Annotated in this window: 16 protein-coding genes and 2 pseudogenes; 8 read left to right on the top strand and 10 right to left on the bottom strand. The window is 60.3% G+C overall.

What is annotated here, in order from left to right; all coding sequences use genetic code 11:
• Window positions 1-44 precede the first annotated feature (44 nt).
• From QE432_RS19510 to QE432_RS19500, 3 genes are all read left to right on the top strand, one after another.
• Window positions 45-1,523 (top strand): YcjX family protein, encoded by a 1,479-nt coding sequence (locus tag QE432_RS19510; RefSeq protein WP_019565517.1) that lies wholly within the window; start codon window positions 45-47, stop codon window positions 1,521-1,523.
• Entirely contained in the window at window positions 1,520-2,599 is a 1,080-nt protein-coding gene (locus QE432_RS19505; RefSeq protein ID WP_025593323.1) for a YcjF family protein, read from the top strand. The genes QE432_RS19510 and QE432_RS19505 overlap by 4 nt, the downstream gene beginning before the upstream one ends.
• A 129-nt stretch (window positions 2,600-2,728) precedes the next feature.
• Complete coding sequence (locus QE432_RS19500) at window positions 2,729-3,289, top strand: hypothetical protein (protein ID WP_003512790.1); 561 nt, start codon at window positions 2,729-2,731, stop codon at window positions 3,287-3,289.
• Between the two features lie 14 nt (window positions 3,290-3,303).
• Here QE432_RS19500 and folK read toward each other — a convergent pair whose 3' ends face one another.
• The 3 genes from folK to folP form a co-directional block, all read right to left on the bottom strand.
• Window positions 3,304-3,819 (bottom strand): 2-amino-4-hydroxy-6-hydroxymethyldihydropteridine diphosphokinase, encoded by a 516-nt coding sequence (gene folK / locus QE432_RS19495; protein WP_076844050.1) that lies wholly within the window; start codon window positions 3,817-3,819, stop codon window positions 3,304-3,306.
• A 4-nt stretch (window positions 3,820-3,823) separates the two neighbouring features.
• Window positions 3,824-4,189, bottom strand: a complete 366-nt coding sequence (folB, locus tag QE432_RS19490; protein ID WP_013636000.1) for a dihydroneopterin aldolase — start codon at window positions 4,187-4,189, stop codon at window positions 3,824-3,826.
• A 79-nt stretch (window positions 4,190-4,268) separates the two neighbouring features.
• A complete protein-coding gene (folP, locus tag QE432_RS19485; RefSeq protein ID WP_162714218.1) occupies window positions 4,269-5,129 on the bottom strand; it encodes a dihydropteroate synthase in 861 nt (286 codons plus the stop codon).
• Between the two features lie 104 nt (window positions 5,130-5,233).
• Between folP and QE432_RS19480 the strand changes: the two are divergent.
• A pseudogene (locus tag QE432_RS19480) lies at window positions 5,234-5,861 on the top strand (DUF922 domain-containing Zn-dependent protease).
• A gap of 308 nt (window positions 5,862-6,169) precedes the next feature.
• On the opposite strand, the gene QE432_RS19475 reads toward QE432_RS19480, so the two are convergent.
• Both QE432_RS19475 and QE432_RS19470 read right to left on the bottom strand, forming a co-directional pair.
• On the bottom strand, window positions 6,170-6,490 hold the full coding sequence (locus QE432_RS19475) for a 2Fe-2S iron-sulfur cluster-binding protein (RefSeq protein WP_003512782.1): 321 nt from the start codon (window positions 6,488-6,490) through the stop codon (window positions 6,170-6,172).
• Between the two features lie 127 nt (window positions 6,491-6,617).
• A complete protein-coding gene (locus QE432_RS19470; protein WP_003512780.1) occupies window positions 6,618-6,986 on the bottom strand; it encodes an Hpt domain-containing protein in 369 nt (122 codons plus the stop codon).
• 479 nt (window positions 6,987-7,465) lie between these two features.
• On the opposite strand from QE432_RS19470, the gene QE432_RS19465 reads away from it, so the two are divergent.
• Complete coding sequence (locus QE432_RS19465) at window positions 7,466-14,215, top strand: hypothetical protein (protein ID WP_306625355.1); 6,750 nt, start codon at window positions 7,466-7,468, stop codon at window positions 14,213-14,215.
• A gap of 103 nt (window positions 14,216-14,318) precedes the next feature.
• On the opposite strand, the gene QE432_RS19460 is transcribed toward QE432_RS19465, so the two are convergent.
• Complete coding sequence (locus QE432_RS19460) at window positions 14,319-15,236, bottom strand: PhzF family phenazine biosynthesis protein (protein ID WP_065704963.1); 918 nt, start codon at window positions 15,234-15,236, stop codon at window positions 14,319-14,321.
• A 306-nt stretch (window positions 15,237-15,542) separates the two neighbouring features.
• On the opposite strand from QE432_RS19460, the gene QE432_RS19455 reads away from it, so the two are divergent.
• Together QE432_RS19455 and QE432_RS19450 are read left to right on the top strand one after the other, a co-directional pair.
• Window positions 15,543-16,316, top strand: coding sequence for an NAD kinase (locus QE432_RS19455; protein ID WP_003512774.1), 774 nt, complete (start codon window positions 15,543-15,545; stop codon window positions 16,314-16,316).
• A 21-nt stretch (window positions 16,317-16,337) separates the two neighbouring features.
• Entirely contained in the window at window positions 16,338-16,838 is a 501-nt protein-coding gene (locus tag QE432_RS19450; protein WP_306625353.1) for a hypothetical protein, read from the top strand.
• An 80-nt stretch (window positions 16,839-16,918) separates the two neighbouring features.
• Here the strand turns inward: QE432_RS19450 and QE432_RS19445 are convergent, their stop codons facing one another.
• From QE432_RS19445 to QE432_RS19430, 4 genes and pseudogenes are all read right to left on the bottom strand, one after another.
• Entirely contained in the window at window positions 16,919-17,389 is a 471-nt protein-coding gene (locus tag QE432_RS19445; RefSeq protein WP_013635994.1) for a cysteine hydrolase family protein, read from the bottom strand.
• A gap of 73 nt (window positions 17,390-17,462) precedes the next feature.
• Window positions 17,463-18,594, bottom strand: a protein-coding gene (gene prfB, locus QE432_RS19440; protein ID WP_097102382.1) for a peptide chain release factor 2 whose coding sequence is annotated in 2 segments (ribosomal slippage) — window positions 17,463-18,524 and window positions 18,526-18,594 — 1,131 coding nt in all. Because the reading frame shifts where the segments join, the coding sequence is not laid out codon by codon here.
• Window positions 18,595-18,692: 98 nt separating this feature from the next.
• Window positions 18,693-21,137 carry a penicillin-binding protein 1A gene (locus QE432_RS19435; RefSeq protein ID WP_003512768.1) on the bottom strand — a complete coding sequence of 815 codons (2,445 nt, stop codon included), beginning with the start codon at window positions 21,135-21,137 and terminating at the stop codon, window positions 18,693-18,695.
• 326 nt (window positions 21,138-21,463) lie between these two features.
• A pseudogene (locus QE432_RS19430) lies at window positions 21,464-22,736 on the bottom strand (N-acetylmuramoyl-L-alanine amidase).
• Window positions 22,737-23,381: 645 nt separating this feature from the next.
• On the opposite strand from QE432_RS19430, the gene QE432_RS19425 reads away from it, so the two are divergent.
• Window positions 23,382-26,339: an Rne/Rng family ribonuclease gene (locus QE432_RS19425; protein ID WP_306625350.1), complete on the top strand. Its 2,958-nt coding sequence runs from the start codon at window positions 23,382-23,384 to the stop codon at window positions 26,337-26,339.
• Window positions 26,340-26,468 lie beyond the last annotated feature (129 nt).

Genomic DNA, 26,468 nt, shown 5'->3' with positions numbered 1-26,468 from the left:
CTATATTGCAGCTGTGACCGTGAAAAATAGCTGGGAAACTGCCATTGCCGCCTTCTCTTACGTCCCTGACAGACAGTGCGCTCATTGCATTCGACAATCTGGCCGACCGTGCGAGCACCCTTACAAATCCGACATTGCGGCTTGGCGTCACTGGTCTTTCGCGGGCGGGCAAGACGGTTTTCATCTCCTCGCTCGTCCACAATCTTCTGAATGGCGGTCGTCTGCCGCTGTTTGAGGCCATGCGTTCCGGGCGCGTCTCGAATGTGCGTCTGGAGCCGCAACCGGACGATGCCATTCCCCGGTTTCAGTATGAGGACCATATTCAAGCTCTGGTACGCGACAGGCTCTGGCCGGACTCGACACGGGCAATCTCTGAACTGCGGATCACGCTCGACTACCAGAGCGCCAGCGGTTGGGGCCGTTGGTTTTCCGCGGGCAAGCTCTCCATCGATATCGTCGATTATCCCGGCGAATGGCTGCTCGACCTGCCGCTGCTTTCGCAGGACTACAAGAGCTTCAGCGACAGCACCGTCGCGCTGGCGCAAAATGGCATCCGCGCCGAACTCGCGCAGGAATGGTTGGCAATAGCCTCCTCGCTCGACATCAATGCGCCCGCCGACGAGATGACGGCGCGACGCCTCGCGGAAAGCTTCGCCGCCTATCTGAAGGCCTGCAAATCCGACGAGCGGTCGCTCTCCACCTTGCCGCCGGGCCGTCTGCTGATGCCGGGGGATCTGGAAGGATCACCGGCGCTGACCTTTGCGCCCCTGCCGGGCCTGACAGACGACAAGGCACCAAAGGGGTCGCTGCGCGCCATGATGGAGCGGCGCTACGACGCCTACAAGGCAATCGTTGTGAAACCCTTCTTCCGCGAACATTTCGCCCGCCTCGACCGGCAGATCGTGCTGATCGACACTCTTCAGGCGGTCAATCGCGGCCCCGAGGCGGTGCAGGATCTGGAACGGGCGCTGGGCGATGTTCTCGCCTGTTTCCGCCCTGGCACCAACAGTCTTTTGTCATCGCTGCTGGGCCGGCGCATCGACAAGGTTTTGATTGCCGCTACCAAGGCCGACCACCTGCATCATGAAAGCCACGACCGGCTGGAACGGCTAACCCGCCGTCTGGTGGACCGCGCCATCACCACCATCGGCATGAATGGTGCCGGCATCGAGGTCATGGCGCTGGCTTCCGTGCGCGCTACGCGGGAAGCAAGCGTGAGACAGGACGGTCACGAGCTTCCGGTCATCGTCGGCACGCCGATGGCGGGTGAAACCATCAACGGCGAGATATTTGACGGCAACCGTAAAACGGCGATCTTTCCCGGCGACCTGCCCGAAGACCCGGAGCCGCTTTTCCGCAGCATCGACAGGGATGGCGACAAGGCGACGTTGCCGGACGTCAATGTCGTGCGTTTCCGCCCCCCCAATATCGATGAACCGGGCAGCGGCGGCATCCGGCTTTCCGTTCCCCACATAAGGCTCGACCGTGCCATGCAGTTCCTGTTTGGAGACAAGCTCGCATGAAGGCTCCCACACCAAACGATCCGCAGGCACGCCGCCCGGCGGCTTTCACGCTCGAAACCGAAGAAACGGCACGGCCAACCGTCGCGCAAAAACGCGCACCGCGCAGCTTCGACACCGAGATTTCCCTCACGCCCGATGAGGATGATCCATTTTTAGCACCTGAAGAGACGGATGCCGCCGCATTGCCGGTGGCCGTGCCAAAGAAAAGCCGCTTCTCCTTCGGCAAGCTCGCGCTTGGTGCACTCGGCGTGCTGTTCTCGCTGGCCTTCGGGCTCTGGGCGGATCAGCTTATCCGCAATCTCTTTTCCCGCTCCGACTGGCTGGGTTACACGGCGAGCATTGCGCTCCTTGTTGCGCTTTTTGCCGTCCTCGTTCTGGTCGGACGAGAAGTGTTCGGCATCATGCGGCTCAACGCCGTTCAATCGCTGAAAGCCGATGCGGAGACGGCCAGCCTCGACAAGAGCCCGAAACCCGCCCGCGCCATCGTTACCCGCCTCAATGCAGTTCTCTCCCACCGCGCGGAAACGGCCAAGGGGCGCGCCGCACTCAAGGACACCGAAAACGACGTGATCGACGGGCCGCATCTGATCGAGCTTGCCGAACGCGAATTGCTGGTGCCGCTCGACCGGCAGGCCCGCGCGCTGATCCTCAACTCCTCCAAACGCGTCTCCGTCGTTACCGCCGTCAGCCCACGCGCCGTGGTCGATCTCGCTTATGTGCTTTTCGAGGTGACAAGGCTGGTGCGCGCCATGGCGGAACTTTACGGCGGCCGGCCGGGCACGCTCGGCATGCTCAGGCTTTTGCGTGACGTCGTCGCCCATCTCGCGGTCACAGGTTCTATCGCCGTCGGTGATGGGCTTGCCCAACAGGTTCTCGGTCACGGGCTTGCCTCAAAACTCTCCGCACGCCTGGGTGAAGGTGTCATCAACGGGCTGATGACGGCGCGAATCGGCATTGCGGCGATGGATCTGTGCCGCCCGCTACCCTTCAAGGCGGTAAAGCGACCCGGCATAGGTGATTTCATGTCTGACCTCACGCCCGATCTTGGTGGCGGAAAAACCGGTCAAAAAGCCTGATCAGCCGGACTTGTACGGCTCAAAAGGTTACGGACGAAGCTGTAAATAAAGCCGAAATAAACCAAGCATTAACCATTCCGCCGGTAGATTGCCGCTTATCGAACAGGCTTCTTCGCCGGGGAAAGTATCATGTATTCGCGCTTCTTTTCGCTTGTGGGCGGACTTGCCGCCATATTGTCCGTCAGCGGCAGCTTCGGCCTGTCTGACGTCCATGCCGCATCGCGCGATCGCGACGACGTGTTTTTCCGTTCCGTTGCCGGAAGCTGGAAAGGTCCGGGCGAAATCGTCGCTGGCAAGTACAAGGGTACCAAGTTCACCTGCGACCTGACGGGCGAGCCGCTCGACGACAAGCAAACGGGCATCAAGCTCGCCGGCACCTGCCGCGTCGGCGTCTTCAGCCAGCCCATGTCCGCGGTCATCAGCCAAAAGGGCGGCTCTTACGAGGGCAAGTTCCTCGACGGCGCCGAAGGCAAGGGACTGGACATCATTTCCGGGCAGGTCAGCGGTGACAAGGTCGTTGTGGGCATCAATCGCGCCAAGCTCAACGGTGCCATGGTCGCCCGCGTCTCGAACGACAATTCGATGAACATCACCATTTCCGTCAAGGTCGCCGACCAGATGATCCCGGTTATCGGCGTCACACTCGCGCGCGACATCGACCAGATCGCCGTCGGTTCGATCAAGCCGTAAAACCCGCGACCTTTTCAACCATCGCCAAGCGGGAGTGTCCACCACTCCCGTTTTTCGTTTGCGCTGATGATGCCGGTTTTATCCGCCTGCCGCAGCCATTCCCGCACGGGCTTGCCCCGGACTTCGAGATCGGGTGCGATATCGGCTAGCGGCATCAGCACGAAGGCACGCTCCGTCATGCGCGGATGCGGCACTTCAATGCTTTGCGTAACGACAACATCATTACCATAGGTCAGCACGTCGATATCGATGGTGCGCGGCCCCCAGCGCTCCGTTCTGACACGTTTCATGCCCTTTTCGATATCGAGGCACAATTGCAGCAGCGCGGGTGCTGAAAGCGAGGTTTCGACCAGCGCACAGCAATTGAAAAAATCCGCCTGGTCCGTCTTACCCCAGGGCGGCGTGCGATAAAGCCCGGAGACAGACAGCACCCGGCAATCGCCGTGTGCATCCAGTTCGCGCAAGGCTCTGGCCATTGCAGCCGCAGGGTCACCGATATTCCCGCCAAGGCCTAGTGCGGCAACTGTCATCCTGTCAGGCACGGTGTTCAACACTCACCTGCGCATAGTCGAGAATGCCGGGAACCGGCGCAGAGGGCTTGCGAACCGTGATACGCAGCCAGACAATCTGCGGATAACGCGCGCGCAGGGCCTTGGCGATATCGTTCGCGAGAGCCTCTATCAGGTAACGGCGCTGGCCGACGACGATCTTTTCGATAACGGCGAAGGCGACGCCATAATCGACGGTATTTTCGATATCGTCGGTTTCGAGCGCATTACCCGCTTCAACCTCCATCTCGGCATCGACGAAAAAGCGCTGGCCCAGCACCTCCTCCTGCTCGAGAAGGCCATGACGGGCGAAAAAGGAACAGTTTTTCAGAATAATGGTGTAGCGGCTCATCGCATCGCCTCCATGGCGGGGTTATACCGGAATAGCCGGCCTCTTTTAAGGCATGCGGCACTCTCCGGCATCTATTGATCTATGCATCGGGCCTTGCCGACGCTTTGGCAAGAACCGCGTCGGCAATTGCCAGCGCATCGCGTGTTACGGCGACATTGTGCACGCGAAAAATCGCGGCACCCGCCAGCCTGAGGATCACTGTCGTCGCTGCTGTTCCGATATCGCGTTCGTGGGCCGCATCCCTGCCCGTCAGCGACCCGATGAACCGCTTGCGCGACGTCCCGGCCAGAACAGGCAGGTCAAACGCGGCAAGTTCGCCAAAGCGCGCCATCAGCTCGACATTTTCACGCTCGTCCTTGGCAAAACCGAAACCGGGATCGAGCACGATGGCGTCGCGGGCAATTCCCGCAGCTTCCGCCATCTCAAGCGAACGATTGAGGAATTCGAACTGATCCTCGATAACATCGGTGCGCTTCTGCCTGTCGCGCCCGGTATGCATGATGCAGATGCCCGCGCGCGCGGCAGCAACCACACCCGCCATGTTCCCGTCCTTCTGCAGGCCGAAAACATCGTTGACGATATGGGCGCCCGCCTCGATCGCCAGCCTTGCCGTGGATGCGCGGTAGGTGTCGACGGAAATTAGAACATCCGTCTCGCGACGGAGCCGTTCGATAACCGGCAGCACGCGATCCTGTTCCTCGCCCTCGGTCACCTCGGCCGCGCCCGGGCGGGTGGATTCGCCGCCGATATCAATGATATCCGCCCCCTCCTCAACACATGTCAGAGCATGGGAAAAAGCCGCATCAACGGCAAGATAACGGCCGCCATCCGAAAAGGAATCGGGCGTCGCATTGACGATGGCCATAATACGGCCACGTCCATCAAGTTTCAGGGAGCGACCATGGGCCGCTTGCCACACATTGCTGCCGGCTGTTATCACGTAACACGCGCCTTTCGGGAATAACGGAGTGTTATGCCAATTCTTATAAGTTCCGCTCCGCCTATGCAGCAAACGTTTTTCAAGTTCAACCGGAAGGCCGGGTTATGACCATATCTTCACGTGCTCTTTGCGCCGTTTTCGCTGGCGCATTAGCCCTTTCCATGCCCGGATCGGCCTTTTCCGAAACCATCGTCAGCAAGACCTATTCCTATTTTTCGATCAGCGGTAAAACCGCCGCTGACCTCGACAAGCAGCTTTCCAAGCATGGCCCGCTGACGCGCAACACCGGCGCACGCCATCCCGGAGCCACCGAGATCAAATTCGGCGGCGAACTCACCTATGTCGAGAAAAACGGCATGTGCAGCGTTGGAAGCACCAAGGTGTTGCTGAACACCCGTATTCTCCTGCCGCAATGGAAAAACCGCCGCCGCACCACGGCGGAACTGGCCTTCATCTGGGATACGTTGCTTGCAGATATCAAGCGCCACGAGGAACGGCACGCGGAAATCGCCCGCACCCATGCCCGCTCGCTCGAAAGGCAACTGACGGCGCTTCGTCCGCAAAAAGACTGTGAAACGCTACAGGCAATGGTCGGCAAGATCACTCAAGACCGTCATGGACGAGCACGACAAGGATCAGTTGCGGTTCGATATCGTGGAATCCAAAAACTTCGACGCGCGCATGACCCGGCTTTTGAAGAACCGGATCGAACAGGGCCAGAACCGGCGCTGAAGCGCCTTTCCGCCCATACTCCCCTGGACGCGAAACGCAACGCTAACATGACGTTACGTCATGTTCGATATCACCCGTGACTTCTCGTCATGGTGCGGTCGACAAGACTCATTGTAGCTTGTTCACATGGTTTTTAACGGTGGTGATCCGCAGGGGTCCGGCGTTCGAAACCACCTCCGGTTCTCCCGGTGCGCACTTGAGGCTCGCAGGTGTTTCCTCCCTCGCTTGCATGCTGCGTACCCGCCTCGCCCCGCTCCCCGCTAACAGGTGAGCGGGGCTTTTTCTGTGGCGTATAATTCGGCTTGCCGTCAGCCCTGACGTTCGGGAACGTGAACGACAAGGCCGTCAAGCTCGTCCTTCATCTTGATCTGACAGGAAAGACGCGAGGTCGGGCGTACTTCGAAGGCGAAGTCCAGCATGTCCTCTTCCATCGGCTCGGGTCCGCCGACGCGTTCCGCCCATGCGTCATCCACATAGACATGACAGGTCGCACAGGCACAGGCGCCGCCGCATTCCGCATCGATGCCGGGTATGGAGTTGCGCACGGCATTCTCCATGACGGTGGAACCGTTGCTTACGTCGAGTTCATGGGGCGTGCCGTCAAAGGCAACAATGGTCAGTTTTGTCATGCCGGAGATCCAAAATGGTGTCTAAGAACTGTTCTAAACAAACACATAGAAAGGCCGGTTGGCCTTGGCAACCCGCTTCTCGCAGGCGCCAAGTGCAACCGGCCCTGTAAAACAGACTGGGTTCGCCTTAACGGCAGAGCTTGAGGATGAAATTTTCCGCTTCGACAATCGCTGCCGCAAGTCTGGCTACGGCCGCGCTATCGTTGCCCTTGTCCTCCACTGCCGCCGCCGCCGTGGAAACGGTGGAGGCACCAACCGCCTGCGCGGCCCCCTTCAGACGATGGGCAGTTGCCTTGACGGTCTTGTCGTCAGCGCCGGCCATTTCATGCAGGGCAGCACGGGCGTTACGGCTGAAGAGTTGCAGCACCTCGATTTCAAGTTCCTTGTCGCCCATCGTCTGGCGGGCGAGATGTTCGAAATCGATTGGTCTTGTCGCGGCGGCCGGCGCACCACCAAAATTATCCGGAGCTTCGAAAGCAATACTGACGGCTGCCATATCTGAAATTCCTTTGTCTCGCCGTTTCCTGTTTCGTGTCACATCTGTGTCGTATTTACGCATTGAAGCCGGTGCTATCAGCTTAAATTACGGCGTGACGCGGGCGAAAATCTTCTGCTATGGTTAATTTATGTTAAACTTATGCGAAACAAGGCGTTCAGCGTGAAACTCGGGTTTAAAAACTGTTAAAAAGCCGACACTTCGCTGCTGCGGCAAACCCGCATTAATTGTTTCGAACACCTAAATGTGTCACTACGGTACTGCCGTTCCGACGAGGCTTATGCTCAAGCTTTGTTATTCCGGCACAGTGATGTAATTTCGCCCGAAAGCTGGACCACCAGCAATTCGGGATTGGTAATGGCGGAATTGTTCTCTTTAACGGGATAATGTTCCGCTGGCATGATGGCGGCAGTCCATTTGCGGGTCGCAGATGGTCAAACGGCATGAAGCCGGGCGTATGTGTAACGAGGCGTAACCGCATGGCGAATAACAAGATCAGCGACTCTGTCGACGAGACTGCATTTCAGGCGTTGGAAGACGCCCTGCAGCTTGGTGCTTTCGAAGACAAGCCGGAATCGCGGAAGACGACAGCGCCAAAGCAGCCGGAGGCCAGATTGAAGGAAGCAAGCAGACAGACCCCTGCTCCCGAGGCCGCGCGCGCGCCTACCGAACAGGCGCCCAGATCCCCCAATCTGGAAGCTGCCAACGACGGCTCCAAGCGCAGCCCGGCCATGATCCTGAAATCGCTCGAAGGCGGCTCCATCGGCGGCGCGCTCAGAAACGCGACGATCATGTCGGTGATCTGGGCGCTCGGCGGCCTCGGTATCGCGCATCTTATCTACGGCAGTGCACTCTGGAACATCGGCTCGGTTGCCGATCTCGCCGCAATACCTGGGCTGATGGCGATCGTCGTCGGCATCGTCGTTCCGATCATGCTGTTCTTCGCCTTCGCGATCATGATGGCGCGTGCCCGCGATCTGCGCAACGCTGCCCGGTCGATGGCAGAAGTCGCCCTTCGTCTTGCCGAACCCGAAACTGTCGCCTCCGACCGGATCATGTCCGTCGGCCAGGCGGTTCGCCGAGAAGTCTCGGCCATGAACGATGGCATCGAGCGCACCATTGCCCGCGCGACGGAACTCGAAACGCTCGTCCATTCTGAAGTCAACGCGCTTGAGCGCAGCTATGCAGACAATGAACTGCGCGTGCGCAGCCTCGTGCAGGAACTGAGCGCCGAGCGTGACGCCATCGTCAACCATGCGGAGCGCATCCGCTCCTCCATCGTCGGCGCGCAGGAACAGATCAAGGAAGAGCTTTCCATCGTCGGCGAAGAGCTTTCGATGCGGCTTTCCACGACAGGTGAGGCCTTCGCCTCGATGATCGACACACGCTCGGCCGCGCTGCTCGAAAAATCGCGCGCCTCGACCGAGGCGATGGGCAGCCTGATTGCCGCCAAGACCGAAAACCTGCTTCAGGCACTGAATTCCTCGGGCGCAACGCTGTCGAGCGAATTCGACATGCGTCTGCACAACCTCACCTCGACGCTGGACGAGCGCGGCGAAGTGCTGCTGGAACGCTTCGCGATCCACGCCTCGACGCTGGACAGCGGCGCGGAAAGCCTCAACAGCGCACTCGAGGAACGCACCCGCCAGCTCAACGAGACCCTTTCCACCCGCACGCTCGAACTCAACCGCAATATCGATCGCGGCCAGCAGATCATCGGCGGCTCGCTGGATAACGTGCTCGACAAGCTGTCCACGACGCTTGAAGAAAAAGGCCTGTCCTTCCGCCAGAGCCTGCAAAGCACGGCTGATGACGCGATCATGGATCTCGATCTTCGCTCCGGCCTCTATGAAGAACGCCTGCAGGCGACGGTCGGCCAGGTCAACTCCGCCTTCGACGAACATGTGGCGGATTTCGCCAGTGCCTTCGACCAGCGCGCCGGCAGCCTCGACAGCAAGCTGATGGAGAGCCTCGCCCGGATCAACGAAACCGTTGCCGGCGGCTCCGAAGCCCTCGACACCATGCTGACCAGCGGACTTGAGCGCATCGGCAACACCATGACCGATCAGTCGCTTGCACTTGCAACCGCACTGGGCACCGGCCAGGAAATGCTCGAAAGCGCGCTTGAGACCCGTACCCGCGCGTTCAGCGACGCAATCGGCCAGCGTACCGCTGAAATCACCGATGCCTTCGCCAATTCGCACCAGAAGATCGACGGCGTGCTGGCGGAGCGCAGCAATGCCCTGTTTGGCGCGCTTTCGGCAAGCCAGGACCGTTTCGACGAGGCGCTTGCCAGCCGTTCGCTGGCCATTACCGGCTCGGTCTCCGGCACGGCGGAACGTCTAGCCGCGATGCTTGAGGAGCGTGCAGCCGCAATCAACAGCGTCGTTGCCGATGTCGAGCGCCGTCTTTCGGAAACGCTAGAAACCCGCGCCGCCGCCATCACCGGCGCCGTTTCCGGCATCGAGGACCGCATTTCCGATACGCTGGAAAGCCGCACGGCTGCCCTGCACGACGTCGTATCCGGTGCGGAAAACCGTATTGCCGAGACGCTGGATGGCCGCACGGCCGCTCTTTCCAGCGCCATTTCCGGCGTCGAGGAACGCATCGCCGACACGATGGACAGCCGCACGCTGTCGCTCGACATGACCTTCGCCAATGTCGAGGAGAGGCTGTCGGAAACGCTCGACAACCGCACCTCCGCTCTGTCCGGCATTGTGGCAAGTGCCGAAGAGAGGATTGCGGGCGCACTCGACAGCCGCACGTCCACCTTCGGCGACGTGGTTGCCGGTGCCGAGAGCCGTATCGCGGAAACGCTTGATGGTCGCACCGCAGCACTCAACGCCGTCGTTTCGGGGGCTGAAGAACGCATCGCGGATGCACTCGACAGCCGCACCATGGCACTCGACATGGCGTTTTCCGGTGCCGAGGAAAAAATTACCGAAGCACTCGATACCCGCACCGCCGTCCTTGGCGAATTGGTGGCCGGTGCAGAGACCCGTATCGCAGAAACGCTTGATGGCCGCACGGCGGCGCTTAACGCCGTCGTCTCCGGCGTTGAAGAACGCATTGCAGATGCACTCGACAGCCGCACCATGGCATTTGACATGGCGTTTTCCGGCGCCGAGGAAAAAATTACCGAAGCGCTCGATACCCGCACCGCCGTCCTTGGCGAATTGGTGGCCGGTGCCGAGACCCGTATCACGGAAACGCTCGATGGCCGCACGGCAGCGCTTAACGCCGTCGTCTCCGGCGTTGAAGAACGCATTGCGGATGCACTCGACAGCCGCACCATGGCATTTGACATGGCGTTTTCCGGCGCCGAGGAAAAAATTACCGAAGCGCTCGATACCCGCACCGCCGTTCTTGGCGAATTGGTGGCCGGTGCCGAGACCCGCATTGCCAGCGCACTCGACAGCCGCACGGCTTCGCTCAAAAATGTCGTATCCGGCGCGGAAGAGCGGATCACTGACGTGCTCGACAGCCGCACCATGGCGCTCGACCTGAGCTTCTCCGGTGTCGAGGAAAAGATCGCCGACATCCTCGACGGACGCACTGCTGCGCTTCACTCGGCGGTTTCCGGGGTCGAAGATCGTATTGCTGATGCTCTGGACAGCCGCACTGCCGCCCTTTCCGGCATTGTCTCCAGTGCGGAAGAACGCATCGCGGACGCGCTCGACAGCCGCACCATGGCGCTCGACATGACGATTTCCGGCGTTGAGGAGCGTATCTCCGAGGCGATGGATGCCAGAACCGCCTCACTGTCGCTCGCGGCCGCAGGCGTCGGCCAGCGACTGGAATCGACGGCTTTCACGCTTGAAAACGCACTCGCCAGCGGCCACGAGCGGCTGGAGACCATGCTCGGTTCGCAGGCCGAACGCATTGCCGGCTCGCTTGAGCGCAATAGCGGCCTGATCGAGCAGAGCGTCTCCGGCGCGGCCAGCCGCATCGAAAGCGTCGTGGAAGACGGCAGCAGCCGTTTTGCGCAGACGGTGGAAGAAGGCGTCTCCCGCCTCGAAAACAACCTGTCGCAATCGCATGAGGACATCCGTACCGCGCTCGAGCAGCGCCAGGCGGATATCGCCGCGACGTTGAGCTCAGCCACGACCCAGATGGGCGACATGCTCTCCGAGCAGGCGATGATGATCGGCACCACCGTTGCATCCAGCGCCAGCATGCTCGAACTCTCGCTCGAAACCCAGCAGGAGACGTTGCAGAAGGCCATAGACGGCAGTGCAGCCACGCTGGAACAGCGTCTTCGCAACAGTGCCGGCGATATTGCCGTCAAGATCGGTGAGGCCGCCCGCGAAATCGGCGGTGCGACCGATGCTCTCTCATCGCGGATCGAAACCTCGATCGGAAGCGTCACGGGCAGGCTCGACGAGACCGGCACCCGCATCGAGACTTCGCTCGGAGCGCTGCAGGAGCGTGTGTCGAGCGATCTCGGCAACGTCAACACGTCGATCGAGGATGCCGGACGTCGCTTTGCCGACGCGCTGGAAGACAAGACAGCCGCCTTCGCCCGCACCAGCGACGATGCTGCTCAACGTATCACCGGCATTCTGGACGAGCAGACGATACGGGTTGCCGACACGTTCGAAAGCCGCACCAGCCGTCTGGCGGAAACCTTCGATGCCGGTTCGGCCCGCATCGATGAACGCCTCGGCACCATGGACCGCGCGCTGACGATCGGCCTCGAAAACGTCAACCGCACCATCGAAGGCAAGGCGAGTGAGCTTGCGGTCGGCCTGCGTGGAGCGGTCATTTCCGCCACCCAGAGCATCGACGAGGAAGCAGTTCGTTCCACCGCCCTGCTTGCGAAAACCGGCTCGGAATTCGCCGAACAGGTACAGGCCCAGAACGACGCCTTCACCAAGGCGATCGAAGAACGCTCCGGCGAGATCGTCAACCGCATCTCGGATGCACAGACACGCCTGTCCGGCCAGGCGGCAGCCGTCGCCCAGACCTTTTCCGAGGCGGGCAACATCATCGTCAACAAGGTTGCCGAGGCCGAAGCGGTCGTGCGCTCGCAGGTGGGCGTCATTTCCGAGACCCTGACCGGTGTCGAATCCGCTCTCGATGCGCGCGGCGAATCCATCCGCTCGGCGCTGGACAACCGCACCCGTGAACTCAACTCGATGCTGGCCAGCCGTTCTGCTGAACTGTCGCGCCTGATCGAAGAGAAGGCAAAGCCTGTCGTCGACGAATACGCCACCATCGGTCGCGAAGCCGCCGAAAAGATCGTCTCCGCCGCCCAGCAGAGCGCCGAACTTCTGTCGCAGAGCAATAGCGGCATGGTCGGCATGGTGGAACAGGCGATCAGCGATTATGCCAATGCCGGAAGCGAGGCAGCAAGCAAGCTTGTCGCGGCAACCCGCCAGAGCACGGACATGCTGTCGCAGACGCATACGGCCATGGCCGACGCCGTCGAAGAAGGTATCGACAAATACACCCGCACGGGAAGCGATGTGGCAAACAAGCTTGTCGCCGCCACGCGCCAGAGCACGGATATGCTGTCGCAGACCCATAACAGCATGGCCGAAATCGTCGAAAAGTCGGCAAACAACTTCAACTCTGCGGTTGAGCGCGCCGCGCAGGAATTCGGCACGGCCGACGAAGCGTTGAACGCATCGGCCACCCGCTTCTCCGAATCCGCCTCGCAGGCCGCCGACATGGTGTCCAGCTCCAGCCGTCTGCTGGAAGGAAAGATCGATCGTCTGTCGAATATTTCCGGCCAGACACTGGCGCAGGTTGCCGGCATCGTCGGACGTTTCGAGGAACATTCGAAGGTTCTGAGCCAGGCGTCCGAACTGCTCAATGCCGCGCAGTCGAGCCTTGTCGGTACGCTGGAAGAGCGTCAGGATGCACTTCGCAGCCTGTCTGTCGGACTAGTCAAGCGTTCCGAGGAAATCGAAACCGCCATGCGCGGCGTCGTCAGCGTGGTGGAAACCACGCTCAACGAGGCCGAGGAGCGTTCGCAGAACGTCGCCGGCAACCTGCGTGACAATCTGCAGGCATCCTTCTCCGATATCGGCCGTTCGCTCGACGAGACGGAACAGCGCGCCCGCTCGGCAGCACAGACCATGCGGGGCGCCCTGCTCGCCGCTGGTCAGGATGCCAGCCGTTCGATCGAGAGCACGCTTTCCGACGCGCAGAAATATTCCGACGAGCTGGTCAACCGCCTGCGTGGCGGTGTCGAATCCTCGCTTTCGGAAGTCGACAACCTGCTCGGCAGTGCCTCGGAAAAATCGAATGCCGCCGCCGCCAACCTCAAGGAAACGCTGCGTCAGGCAGTTGAGGAAGCTGTCAGCCGTTTTGCCGGCGCGACGGACGAAATCCGCCGCTCCAGCCACGATATCCGCCGCGAGCTGGATGCGACCCGTGCCGAACTGAAGCGCGGCGCGTTCGACCTGCCGGAAGAGGCCAAGGAAAGCGCCGCAGCGATGCGCCGCGCCGTTTCCGAGCAGATCAAGGCCCTGCAGGATATTTCCCAGCTTGTCGGTCGCTCGACCCAGCAGATGGAAGTTTCCGAACCCGTCGCCCGCGCCATTGCAGCGACCCAGCCTGCCGCTGAACGCCGTGTCGAAGCGCGTCCGCAGCCGGCAGCAGCCACGCCTGCACAGCCACCACGCCCGGCTCAGCCGCAGCCGGCAGCCGCACCCGCCTTGCGTGGCACCCTGCCGCTTGAGAACCGCCAGGTCGAAAACCGTCAGGCGCCTGCCCCGTCCCAGGCGGCTGCGGCGCCTGCCGCACGCCGCGAAGAAGGCGGCGGCTGGATCAGCGATCTTCTGCGCGGTGCCTCGCAGGAATCAGCCGCCGCTTCCGCACCCCGCGCAAGCGGCGATCAGCAGCCGACCCGTGCTGCCGATACCCGCAATCCGCGTCACATGGTGGAATCGCTGAACTCGCTGTCCGTCGACATCGCCCGCGCGATCGACCACGATGCCTCGGTGGAACTGTGGCGCCGGTACCAGCGCGGCGAACGTGATGTCTTCACCCGTCGCCTCTATACGCTGAAGGGCCAGACGACGTTTGACGAGATCAAGCGCAAATACGAGCGGGAGGCCGAATTCCGCACCGCCGTGGACCGCTACATCACCGATTTCGAAAAGCTGCTCGCTGATGTCGCCCGCACGGACCGTGACCGGACAGTCACCCAGTCCTACCTCACCTCCGATACCGGCAAGGTCTACACGATGCTTGCCCATGCGGCAGGTCGGTTCAACTGATCTCTGGTTAAGACCAGAAACAATAAAACCCCGGTCATGGCCGGGGTTTTTCGTTTGGTCGGCAGGTAGCTTATCGACTGTAGTTCAGTCGCTCACGTTGAAATCAGATCTCGAACGTACCCGATGCTACACGGACCGCGTGGCCACCGATGCGGGCGCGGGCGATTTCGTTGTCCTTGATGTCCATGCGCAGATGGATGTGGGAAGGACGTTCCATCTCCACGCCCTGCTCTATCAAGAGCGGATAGTGACCGTCTGTCAGGCCGTCGAAATGATGGATTGCGCCAGAAAGGGCGGCGGCGGCGGAACCGGTGGCGGGATCTTCCGAAATTCCCATTTCCGGGGAAAACATGCGGGCATGGAACTTTGCCGCGTGATTGACGCCGCCGCGACAGTAGATATAGGCCGCCGTCAGGCGCCCCTCCACCAGCGGTGCGGTGCGCAGCCAGAGATTGGCGTCGAAATCCATTTCGCTGATAGCGGCAATATTGTGCAGCGGCACGAGCAGGAACGGCACACCGGCCGTCCAGATCGACGGTACGTGGTTCTCAAAGCCGAGATGGCCTTCGCTCACGCCCAGCGCATCGGCAAGTGCGGCATGATCGAGCGGCAGGGTGACGCGGGACGATTTGCGCGGCAGGTCGAATTCGGCGAAGCTGACCGAACCGGCGCGCATTTTCACCGCACAGCGGACCGGACCCACCTTTTCCTCCAGCACACAGACCATATCGATATCGTCGTCACCTTCATTGCGATTGCGCTCGGCAATCGCGATCGCTGCGCCAACAGTCGGGTGGCCCGCGAAAGGCAACTCGCCCGAAGGCGTGAAGATACGCAGCGAAGCCGCGTGGGCCGGGTTGCCCGAGCGGTTGACGAAAACGGTCTCGGAGAGGTTCATTTCTCTGGCTATTGCCTGCATCGTCACTTGGTCGAGGCCATCCGCGTCATACATGACTGCCAGCGGATTTCCCGCCATTTTGGTCTCGGTAAAGACATCGTAGATATTGTAATTCAGCACCACGCCCGTCTCCTGCCACTCGCCGTTCCGCTTGTTTCGCGCAAGTTGCCTCACGTCGCGCCGCATCGCAACCCTTGTCGAAGGCCGGAAACCAAGAAGCTGTGGACCGCACGCGGGCAAACCCGCCTGCTGCGAACGCCTGTCCGCCGGAAAGGCCTTGTCGCCTGCTGCCGTCTTCATGTACCAAGGATGCGTCTTGTGGCTTGCGATCGACCGTTTTATCGACGTTTGGAGATTGTGAGCTGCTTCAACAGGTTACAGCATCGTCCGCATATCGATTCCGGTATGCGTCTTTGCCGAGGGAAGCGAATGTCGCATTCTAACTGTTCACTATCCTTCGTCGCCTCCGCAACCGAGGAGGCGCAGAGGGCGCTGGAGGAGCTGAAAGGCGCTTACGGCAACACGCCCTTCGACGAGGCGGAAGTGATCGTGGCGCTCGGCGGCGATGGCTTCATGCTGCAAATTCTCAACGAAACGATGAATTCCGGCAAGCGGGTCTATGGCATGAACCGGGGATCGGTCGGCTTTCTGATGAACGACTACCGGGTAGACGGCCTGGTCGAGCGTATTGCGGTGGCGACCGGCAATGATTTTCATCCGCTGCGCATGACGACGACGGATTCCGACGGCGATGAATTTACGGCACTTGCCATGAACGAGGTCAGCCTGTTCCGGCAATCGCATCAGGCCGCAAAGCTACGTGTAGAGGTGGACGGCAAGACGCGGCTTGAAGAGTTGATTTGCGACGGCATGATGGTTGCGACACCGGCAGGATCGACAGCTTATAACTTCTCAGCCCATGGACCGATCCTGCCGTTGGAATCTCCGCTTCTGGCGCTCACACCCGTCAGCGCCTTCCGGCCAAGGCGTTGGCGCGGCGCACTTTTGCCCAACAAGGTGACGGTCGATATTCACGTTCTGGAGCGCGACAAGCGTCCGGTGAACGCGGTCGCCGACCATACGGAGGTGAAATCCGTACGGCATGTGCGGATTGCGCAATCGCAGGACAGGACGGCCAGAATTCTCTCGGACCCAGACCGTTCATGGTCAGACCGCGTACTCGCCGAACAATTCAACAATTGACGCCAACCACTGATGATGGCCATGCCCCTGAAAAAACCTCTTCTTGCCGCCCTCATTTTCGCCGCCACAGCGCTTCCCATGCGGGCGCAAACGGAGGCCATCGACAACTTGCCGGTATCGGCGATCTTCGTTGTCAGCAGCGGCATGTGGGAAGAGCATAATCTTGAGCCGGTGAAAGGTCCTGACGGCCAGTTGCGGCCGCCGCCAGCGACGCCCACACGCGGTTATTACAAGGTGGTTGCAATCCGCCAGGGCGATGGCACCGCTAAAGTCTATCTGCAGCGCATCGCCACTAGCGCAAACGGACCGAACCTTCTCGAAAACATCGAGCTGGAAGAGTTCAGCCAGATGAAGTCCTACGTCACGGATATTCGCCCCGAAAGCTCAAACGGTGCATCGGCCTCGCCCGGCCTGTTTGTGACCGTCTATCTGAAAATCGATCCGCAGATCAGGGAAGCGGAAAGCTGGACGATCCTGATCGACGAACTCGGCGAGATGAAGATCGAAAAGGCCTCGAACTGAGGGCGAGAGAACGTCGGTTTGAACGGAATCGTTGGAGGTTCTCTACCTCCTGGATTATACGCAGTTTTACTGGAAACTCTCTACGCGTTAAGCTCATGCGGCCCGGCCAGAACCGCACCGAAATGATGTTTCCATAGTCTGGCGCCGAGTTCGCCGCTGCGATCGAGGCTGGAGCCCACCGTCAGCCATGGCAGAAGCGTGGGATGAAGCCCCGCATCGAACAGGGCAAAACCCGCAGCCAGCACGCAGGTATCGGCCTGAATGCCGCAGACCAGCACCCTGTCGAGCTTTAGAGACAGGAGGTGGTCGATAGCCGCCCTTGGCGGAGCGTAGCCGTGCTTTATGAAAATCCAGTCCGCCGCAACCAGCGAGCAGTCGTCCCTGCCCGGCTTCCAGCCGAGTTGCCGCTCGAAAGGCGTGACGCTTTCATCATGGCGCTCGACGCTGGCAACGCTTGGCATGGTGGCCGCCAGCGCGGATATTTCCGCCACAAGTGCAGCCGGCGGATTGAAGCTCGGCTGAACGTCGACGATGTAAAGCGCCTGTTTCATCCATCTCCTCCAACGAAAAACCCCTCGCAATGGGTTTGCGAGGGGTGATTTTTTCAAGCGACGCTGCGACGCGTCAGTCGATATCAGCCACTTCCACGTCTGCGCCGCCGCTGATGCGGTGCGCGAGGGCCGCTTCCATGAACTGGTTCAGATCGCCATCCAGCACGTTGCCGGGTGCGGTGCTTTCCACGCCGGTGCGCAGGTCCTTGATCAACTGGTAGGGTTGCAGAACGTAGGAACGGATCTGGTGGCCCCAGCCGATATCCGTCTTGGATGCGGCCTGAGCGTTTGCCGCATCTTCCCGCTTTTGCAGTTCCACCTCGTAGAGACGGGCGCGCAGCATGTCCCACGCCTTGGCGCGGTTCTTGTGCTGGGAACGCTCCTGCTGGCAGGCCACGGCAATACCGGTCGGTATGTGGGTAATACGCACGGCCGAATCGGTGGTGTTGACGTGCTGGCCGCCTGCACCGGACGAACGATAGGTATCGATGCGGCAATCGCTCTCATTGATGTCGATCTGGATCGAATCATCGACCACTGGGTAAACCCAGACGGAGGAGAACGATGTGTGGCGACGCGCATTGCTGTCATAGGGCGAGATGCGGACGAGGCGGTGTACGCCCGATTCCGTCTTCAGCCAGCCGAAGGCATTGTGGCCCTTGACGAGGATCGTCGCGGACTTGATGCCGGCCTCTTCGCCGTCATGAACTTCCAGCACTTCAACCTTGAAGCCTTCGCGGTCAGCCCAGCGGGTATACATGCGCAGCAGCATGTTGGCCCAGTCCTGGCTTTCCGTACCGCCGGCGCCGGAATGAACTTCGAGATAGGTATCGTTGCTATCAGCTTCACCGGAAAGCATGGCTTCCACCTGACGGCGGTTCGCCTCGCTCCTCAGCGCCTTCAGCGCATCTTCGGCGTCCTTGACGATCTCGTCGTCGCCTTCCATCTCGCCGAGTTCGATCAGCTCGACATTGTCCTTGAGCTGCTGCTCAAGCGCCTTCACGCCATTGATGCTGTCATCCAGCTGCTGGCGCTCGCGCATCAATTTCTGCGCTTCGGTGGCATCGTTCCAGAGGGTCGGGTCCTCTGCCTTGTTATTCAACCAGTCCAGTCGTCTTATCGCCTGGTCCCAGTCAAAGATGCCTCCTCAGCAGGCTTATGGCCTGCTTGATTTCGTCGACTACGTTCACAATTTCATTGCGCATTTCGCTGGTTCTTCGCCTTCATTTAAACTGGTAGCTCAAATAAATGCGGGGGGCGCGGATGTAAAGACCCGCGCCCCCCGCCAAACATAAGACTGGTATCAATAAAGACCGCCGCCACCGCCGGTGATGGCCTGCTGGGCCTGTGGCGAGGTCTTCAGAATATCCTCCTGCGACATGCCTTCCGCGCCGATCACCGAGAAGGTATCGGCCGGGCCGGTGCCCGGCTTGAAGGCTTCCATGATCGTATCAGGTTCGCCTTCCGAAGCGGCCATGCCGGTCTTGCGGTTGACGGCGATGAACTTCATGCCTTCAGGCACGATGAACTTGCTCGGTTCCAGGTGCTTGGCCGCATCGGCGATGAACTCGCCGAAGATCGGTGCCGACAGCGAACCACCGGTGCCGCCGCGCCCAAGCGGTGCGGGCGAATCGAAGCCGATATAAAGACCGGCAACCATGTCCGGCGTGTAACCGACGAACCAGGCGTCCTTTTCATCGTTGGTGGTGCCCGTCTTGCCAGCAACCGGCAGATCGACCTTGATCTTGCCCGCCGCCGTGCCGCGCTGCACGACACCTTCAAGCATGGAGGTCGTCTGGTAAGCGGTCATCGGGTCGAGAACCTGCTCGCGGTTATCAACGATGACCGGCTCGTCCTGATTTTGCCAGCTGGTGGCGTTGCAGCCCTCGCAGGCACGCTCCTCATGCCGGAAGATCGTCTTGCCGTAACGGTCCTGGATGCGGTCGATCAGCGTCGGCTTGATCTGTTTGCCGCCATTGGCGATCACAGAATAGGCCGAGACCATGCGCATGATGGTTGTTTCGCCCGAACCGAGCGACATTGCCAGAAGCGGCGGCATCTTGTCGTAGATGCCGAAGCGTTCGGCATATTCAGCGACCAGATTCATGCCCATGTCCTGCGCCAGACGCACTGTCATGAGGTTACGGGATTTTTCGATGCCGAGACGGAGGGTCGAAGGACCGGCGGAACCCCCGCCGTAATTCTGCGGCTTCCAGACCTGGCCGCCCGAAACAACCTCGATTGGCGCGTCTAGAATGACCGAGGCCGGGGTATAGCCGTTGTCGAGTGCAGCCGCATAGATGAACGGCTTGAAGGAGGAGCCGGGCTGGCGCATCGCCTGCGTGGCGCGGTTGAATTCCGATTGCGCATAGGAGAAGCCGCCGACCATGGCCAGAACGCGGCCAGTGTGCGGATCCATCACCATCATGCCGCCCTGCACCTTCGGGGGCTGGCGCAGACGATATTCGTTGCCGGAACCGGACAGCGGCTGTGCGTAAACGACGTCACCAACAGCCAGAACGCCAACCGGCGACTTAGCCGTCGGCTTTTTGCCTGTGGCATCGCGATAGGCCCAACGCATGTTTTCAGCGGAGATATGGCCGCGTGTGCGCTTGTCGCCATCCTCGGCATCAGGATCGACCTGCACGCCAATATCGATGCCATCTGCAGCAACGGCGAGGACAACCGCGATCTTCCATTCGGGAACGTCGCGAAGGCCCTTTACCTTGGCGAGCGCTGCAGTCCAGTCACCAGTTGTCTCGATCTTTTCGACGGGTCCACGGAAACCGCGACGCTCGTCATATTGCACCAGACCGTCCTGAAGCGCCTTGCGCGCCTCCATCTGGATCTGCGGATCGAAAGAGGTGCGAACCGAAAGACCGCCTTCAAGAAGCGCCTGCTCGCCGTATTTCTCGACGATCTGGCGGCGGACTTCCTCGGCGAAATAGTCAGACGCGAAGATATGCGCGCCGCCACGGCGCAGATTGACGCCAAGCGGCTGCTTCTTTGCATCCTCGGCATCGCCGACCGTGATGTAGCCGTTCTCGGCCATGCGGTCGATCACCCAGTTGCGGCGCTCCAGCGCCGCCTTCTCGCGGCGGATCGGATGGTAGTTGGCCGGGCCCTTCGGCAGCGATGCAAGATAGGCGGTTTCCGCAATCGTCAGTTCGGTGACCGATTTGTTGAAATAGGTGAGTGCCGCACCGGCGATACCGTAGGAATTCAGGCCGAAAAAGATCTCGTTGAGATAAAGCTCGAGGATCTTGTCCTTGGAATAGGTCTGCTCGATGCGGAAGGACAGAAGCGCTTCCTTGAGCTTGCGGTCGAAGGTCTGGTCGTTGGTGAGCAGGAAGTTCTTTGCCACCTGCTGGGTGATTGTGGACGCGCCGACCGGACGACGGCCGGAGCCGATATTCTGGAGGTTGACGAGAACGGCACGGCCGAGACCCCAGATGTCCACACCCGGATGGTTGTAGAAATTCTTGTCTTCCGCCGAAAGGAAAGCTGCCTTCACACGGTCCGGGATAGCCTGGATCGGCAGGAACAGGCGCTTTTCATGGGCGTATTCCGCCATGAGCGCGCCGTTGCCGGCGTGCACGCGGGTCGTCACCGGCGGCTCATAAGTGCTCAGAACTGCGTAATCCGGCAGGTCCTTCGTCACGCCGTGCAAATAAATTGCACCGGCGGCGGCGGCGCACAGGAAGAGCACGCTGGCCAAGCCGAAAAAATATCCAATCAGTCTGATCATACCAAGCTACCGATAATTCGAATCGTAACCATCAACGCCCGATGATACGGGCGCATCCTTGCATATCGCGTGCCGTTTTGCACACCATACCTTCGATGACAAGCCGGAACGACAGCATTCGCTGATATGTTACCGGGCCGACTGCCGCAATTGCGGTTCCAGCCGCAATGGCGGATCACCACAGAATCCGCTTCCGCAATAACGCGGCGAATGTGAGTAAAATAGGGCTTCGCCAACGTAATCGTCCGCAAGGCCCAAGAATTGAACAGCTTTTCGGCAGCAAGGGGCACGGCGACAACGGGGGCGCCGCTCGCCCGCCCGGCCCTTTAGCCGCCGTTCGCCATGGCCTTGGTGCGGTATCGTCCGACCGCAGTTGCAAGCGTATCGGCGACCTTCTTGCGCCATTCCGCATCAAGAAGCAGTTTTTCATCTTCCGGATTGGAGAGAAAGCCGAGTTCCAGCAACACCGATGGCACGTCATGGGCGCGCAGCACCATGAAACCGGCATAACGATGCGGATTGTTGATGAGGCCGACCTGTCCCTCGAAGGACGACACGATATTTTCTGCCAGCGTCACCGAAAAGGCCTGCGTTTCGCGCGCGGGTGAAATCGAGAAGGATATCGGCCACCTCAGGCGGCTCGCTGGAGGCCGCTACACCGGCAATCTGGTCGGACTTGTTTTCGCGCTCGGCCAGCTCCTGCGCCCTGCGGTCTGAGGCGCGGTCTGACAATGTATAGACGGTCGCGCCCCGGATGCCCTTCTGCTTCAGTGTATCGGCGTGCAATGAAATAAACAGGTTTGCATTGTTCTGCCGGGCGATCGTCACCCGTTCCGACAGAGCGAGAAATGTGTCGGAATCACGCGTCAGGAACGCCTTGATGCCGGGCTCCCGGTTCATCCGCTCCACAAGTTCCTTGGCAAAGGTCAGCGTGATGACCTTTTCCTCCGTGCCGGTTACGCCACCGGAAGCGCCGGCATCGATGCCGCCATGACCGGCATCAACAGCGATGACGAAATCCGTTTGCCGCGATGTCTTGTCGTCAGGCGTGATCGCCGCCGTCGAGACCGGCGCCGGCGCGCGCCATTGCTGCTCTTTCACCAGTTCGGCGAATTTGGCCTTGGTGGTGATCTCCGCATCCAGGACGAAACGGAACGATGTGCCGTCCTCGCCCTTCTTGGTTTCAGCAACCGCCACCTGGACCGGTTTTTTTGCCGTCAGCACGATGCGGGCGCTGTCTTGCCCCATGCTACCGAAGCGAATGTCCGCGAAAAGGCCGGTTGGCGCCAGAGCCGATGCGGGGAACGCAAAATTCACCGCCGGAAAGTCCACGACGATGCGGGCGGGCGAATCGAGATAGTGAATGTCGAATTCCGGCTCCTCGGCAAAATCGAGAACGATGCGCGTGCGCGCCTCGTCGCCGATGATGCGTGCCTGATTGGCGATGAGCGGCTCCACGGCGAAGGCCTGTGGAACGCAGGAGACGAATGCGGCGACCGAAAAGACAACCGGCAAGACAAGGGCACCCGCAAGCCGCGCGATTCGCGCGCCAAGCGGCCCTGCCCCATCGAATATCGCTGCGCTGCGCGTGAAATTCATGGTCTTCAAGAAATTCCGTATTTCAGTCATTTTTCATAAATGGTGCGGCAAAGTGCCGGGAACGTCGTAATTTCGGCCACGCCGGACACGTGTTTGTGCGTTTGCGCCCCACAATCGCAGGCGTTGGTGAACCAATTGTTAACCCGGAAATTCCACCAACAATATGGCATATTTAGCCAGCCTATTGCTATTATGACAGAGAAAACATACAACAAGGATGAGGGTTAAAAGTGTTGACGGGATAGATGCCCGCCGGCTGCCAATCGAAAAAGACGCTGGCGCTGCAAAACGGGCAATCATCTGCCGTCGTTACATTTATCCTGAAACTGGATCAATTCCGGCCGTGGCCGGAGACCTACCCGGTGGCAATGCCACCGCTGCTCTGAGGAGAGCAAATTCATCGGACCCCAAGGGGTCTATATATTATTGTCGTTCCGCCTGGCCAATGATGTCGCAGCAGTTTTCATATGAACCGGATACCAGGAGCAGGCCAAGCGCCTCGCCGTCGGTCCGGATGCTGCCAGTTTACAGAGGCCCGGCTGGAGACTTCATTTCCGGCACATCCTTGCACTCATATGAAAGGCTCGTCCGTGTGGCGGGCCTGTTCTCGTATAAAACAAGGCTGCGCCGAGGAGCACAGCTTACATGGCAGACAAAATGCTTATCGACGCCTCCCACGAAGAGGAGACACGCGTAGTCGTTGTCCGTGGGAACCGGATCGAGGAATTCGACTTCGAATCGGAGCACAAGAAACAGATCCGCGGCAATATCTACCTTGCCAAGGTCACGAGGGTTGAGCCCTCCCTTCAGGCGGCATTCGTCGATTACGGTGGAAATCGCCACGGGTTTCTCGCTTTTGCGGAAATCCACCCTGACTATTACCAGATCCCGCTCGCCGACCGTCAGGCGCTCCTCAAGGCGGAAGCCGAGGATCATCGCCGCAGCGACGACTTTGAATCGGCTGACGCCCCCGAGCCCGGCGCACCGGCTGTCGATCTGTCGCAGGCGGACCAGCCGGATGTCGGCATCGTTGCCGTCAGCGAGACGACTGACGCCGTGGTCGTGGAAGAAACCGTTGCCGCTGCCGCTGCCGAAGAGGTATCCGAAGACGTGACTGCTGTGGCCGTCGAGGCCGTTGCGGAAGAAGCACCGAAGAAGCGTACCCGCCGCCCCCGCGCCAAGAAGAAGGTAGCGGAAGAAGACGCCGTTTCCGACACCACTGTTGAGGCCTCTTCCGAAGAAGACGGCAGCACGGGCGGCGAAATGGCTGCCATGGTCGATACAGATACGATTTCCGAGGAAGTCGAGGGTCTTCGCCGTGGCAATGACGATGATGACGACGACGATGATGACGATCATCACGAAAAGGAAGTGATCGAATCCGTCGGCGCCGAAGACGCCATGGAAGAGGTTCCCGATCGCGTTGCCCGCAAGCCGCGCAAGCAGTATCGCATTCAGGAAGTCATCAAGCGCCGCCAGATTCTTCTCGTGCAGGTTGCCAAGGAAGAACGCGGCAACAAGGGTGCCGCACTCACCACCTATCTGTCGCTTGCCGGCCGTTATTCCGTGCTGATGCCGAATACAGCACGCGGCGGTGGCATTTCCCGCAAGATCACCCAGCCGACCGACCGCAAGCGCCTGAAGGAAATCGCGCGCGATCTGGAAGTTCCGCAGGGCATGGGCGTCATTCTGCGTACCGCAGGCGCCAACCGCACCCGCGTCGAGATCAAGCGCGACTTCGAATATCTGATGCGCCTGTGGGAAAACGTCCGCACGCTGACGCTGAACTCCACGGCCCCCTGCCTCGTTTACGAGGAAGGCTCCCTCATCAAGCGTTCGATCCGCGATCTCTACAACAAGGATATCAGCGAGATCATCGTTTCGGGCGAAGAAGGCTACCGTGAAGCAAAAGACTTCATGAAGATGCTGATGCCGAGCCATGCCAAGGTGGTTCAGCCTTACCGCGACATCCACCCGATCTTCTCGCGCTCGGGCATCGAAGCCCAGCTCGACCGCATGCTGCAGCCGCAGGTTACGCTGAAATCGGGCGGTTACCTCATCATCAACCAGACGGAAGCTCTGGTTGCCATCGACGTGAACTCCGGTCGTTCGACCCGCGAGCATTCCATCGAAGAAACGGCGCTGACGACCAATCTGGAAGCGGCGGAAGAAGTGGCTCGCCAGCTGCGTCTTCGCGACCTTGCCGGTCTTGTTGTCATCGACTTCATCGACATGGAAGAAAAGCGCAACAACCGCTCCGTCGAGAAGAAGCTCAAGGACTGCCTGAAAAACGACCGGGCGCGCATCCAGGTCGGCCGTATCTCGCATTTTGGTCTTCTGGAAATGTCGCGCCAGCGCATCCGCGCTTCGGTGCTGGAATCGACCACGCAGGTCTGCCAGCATTGCGGCGGCACGGGTCACGTTCGCTCGGAATCCTCCATCGCGCTGCACGTGCTGCGCGGCGTTGAGGAATATCTGCTGCGCAACACGACCCACAACATCACCGTGCGCTGCACGCCGGAAACGGCTCTCTATCTGCTCAACCACAAGCGCGGCACGATTGTCGATTATGAAGGCCGCTTCGGTGTGGCGATCATCATTGCGGCCGATGCCGGCGTCGGCGCGCAGCATTTCGCCATCGATCGTGGTGAAGCGGTTGAAAATCCGGTGAAGATCGAAAGCCTTATCCAGATGCTCCCGAGCTTCGTGGAAGAGGAAGACGATTTCGTTGTTGAGGTGGAAGAGGACGAAGAAGAGGAAGAAATCGTCAAGGCGCAGGCCAGCGAGCCGCGCCAGCAACAGCAGCAGGGCGACAATGGTGAAGACGGCAAGCGCAAGCGCAAGCGTCGTCGTCGCCGTCGTGGCAAGGGCGGACAGAACGACCAGAACGGTGCAGTTGATGCGCAGGCTGGCGATGACACCGGCGCTGATGATGCGGACGACGAAGATGGCGTCGAAACCGATGAAGCCGCAGACGACGCTGATGAAAACGGTGTGAACGAAGCTGCAAGCTCTGATGAAGAGGGCAAGCGCAAGCGTCGCCGTCGTGGCAAGCGTGGCGGCCGTCGCAACCGTGCTGAAGACGAGGCTCTCGATGCCGCAGGCACTGAGTCCGGCGAAGAAGGCGAAACGGAAGGCGAAAGCGAAGAGGTTTCCGCCGCAGCATCCGTAACCGAAGAGCCTACCGCTGCCGAAGTGGTGGAAGGTGTGGTTGCCGACGTCGTGGAAGCGGAAGCCCCGAAGAAACCGCGCCGCACCCGCAAGGCGAAGGCCAAGACCGAAGACGTACCGTCGGCTGAAGCGGCACCGCAGGCTGAAGTCGCAGCCAAAACCGTTGAAACGGTCGAGCCGGTGATCGTCGAGCCCGCAGTCGTTGTGGAAACCGTCGTCGATGTCGCCCTCGACGAAGTGGGTGAAGCCTCGGCCGATCTGGGTTCGGAAGCAGTAGCACCCGCGACGGAAGAAAAGGTTCGCGCGAACCGGGGCAGCAATGTCTCGAATTCGGAGCCGGTCGTGACCTCGTCGGGCACGCCCGCCAACCCTGATGGCGACGAGCCGAAGCCGCGCAAGGGCGGCTGGTGGCAGCGCAAAGGCTTCTTTTGATAGAAGACACTGAAACGAAAAACGCCCGCAACCATGTTGCGGGCGTTTTGCTTTGTTGGCGGATGTTAGGTTTATCTCATGCCGTAATCGATCCGGCATCTAGCCACGGCGCGTCTGCGACGTGAAAGA

It is taken from the genome of Agrobacterium sp. SORGH_AS_0745, assembly GCF_030818995.1.
GTDB classification, from domain to species: Bacteria; Pseudomonadota; Alphaproteobacteria; order Rhizobiales; family Rhizobiaceae; genus Agrobacterium; species Agrobacterium tumefaciens.
This window is presented reverse-complemented; position numbering and strand designations above follow the sequence as displayed.

Coding starts and splice junctions, on each gene's coding strand:
- QE432_RS19445 (WP_013635994.1), bottom strand. CDS start 17,389: ATGAAACAGGCGCTTTACATCGTCGACGTTCAGCCGAGCTTCAATCCG.
- QE432_RS19470 (WP_003512780.1), bottom strand. CDS start 6,986: ATGGCAGCCGTCAGTATTGCTTTCGAAGCTCCGGATAATTTTGGTGGT.
- QE432_RS19455 (WP_003512774.1), top strand. CDS start 15,543: ATGTCGCATTCTAACTGTTCACTATCCTTCGTCGCCTCCGCAACCGAG.
- folK (WP_076844050.1), bottom strand. CDS start 3,819: ATGACAGTTGCCGCACTAGGCCTTGGCGGGAATATCGGTGACCCTGCG.
- QE432_RS19500 (WP_003512790.1), top strand. CDS start 2,729: ATGTATTCGCGCTTCTTTTCGCTTGTGGGCGGACTTGCCGCCATATTG.
- folB (WP_013636000.1), bottom strand. CDS start 4,189: ATGAGCCGCTACACCATTATTCTGAAAAACTGTTCCTTTTTCGCCCGT.
- QE432_RS19475 (WP_003512782.1), bottom strand. CDS start 6,490: ATGACAAAACTGACCATTGTTGCCTTTGACGGCACGCCCCATGAACTC.
- QE432_RS19425 (WP_306625350.1), top strand. CDS start 23,382: ATGGCAGACAAAATGCTTATCGACGCCTCCCACGAAGAGGAGACACGC.
- QE432_RS19435 (WP_003512768.1), bottom strand. CDS start 21,137: ATGATCAGACTGATTGGATATTTTTTCGGCTTGGCCAGCGTGCTCTTC.
- QE432_RS19505 (WP_025593323.1), top strand. CDS start 1,520: ATGAAGGCTCCCACACCAAACGATCCGCAGGCACGCCGCCCGGCGGCT.
- QE432_RS19450 (WP_306625353.1), top strand. CDS start 16,338: ATGCCCCTGAAAAAACCTCTTCTTGCCGCCCTCATTTTCGCCGCCACA.
- QE432_RS19465 (WP_306625355.1), top strand. CDS start 7,466: ATGGCGAATAACAAGATCAGCGACTCTGTCGACGAGACTGCATTTCAG.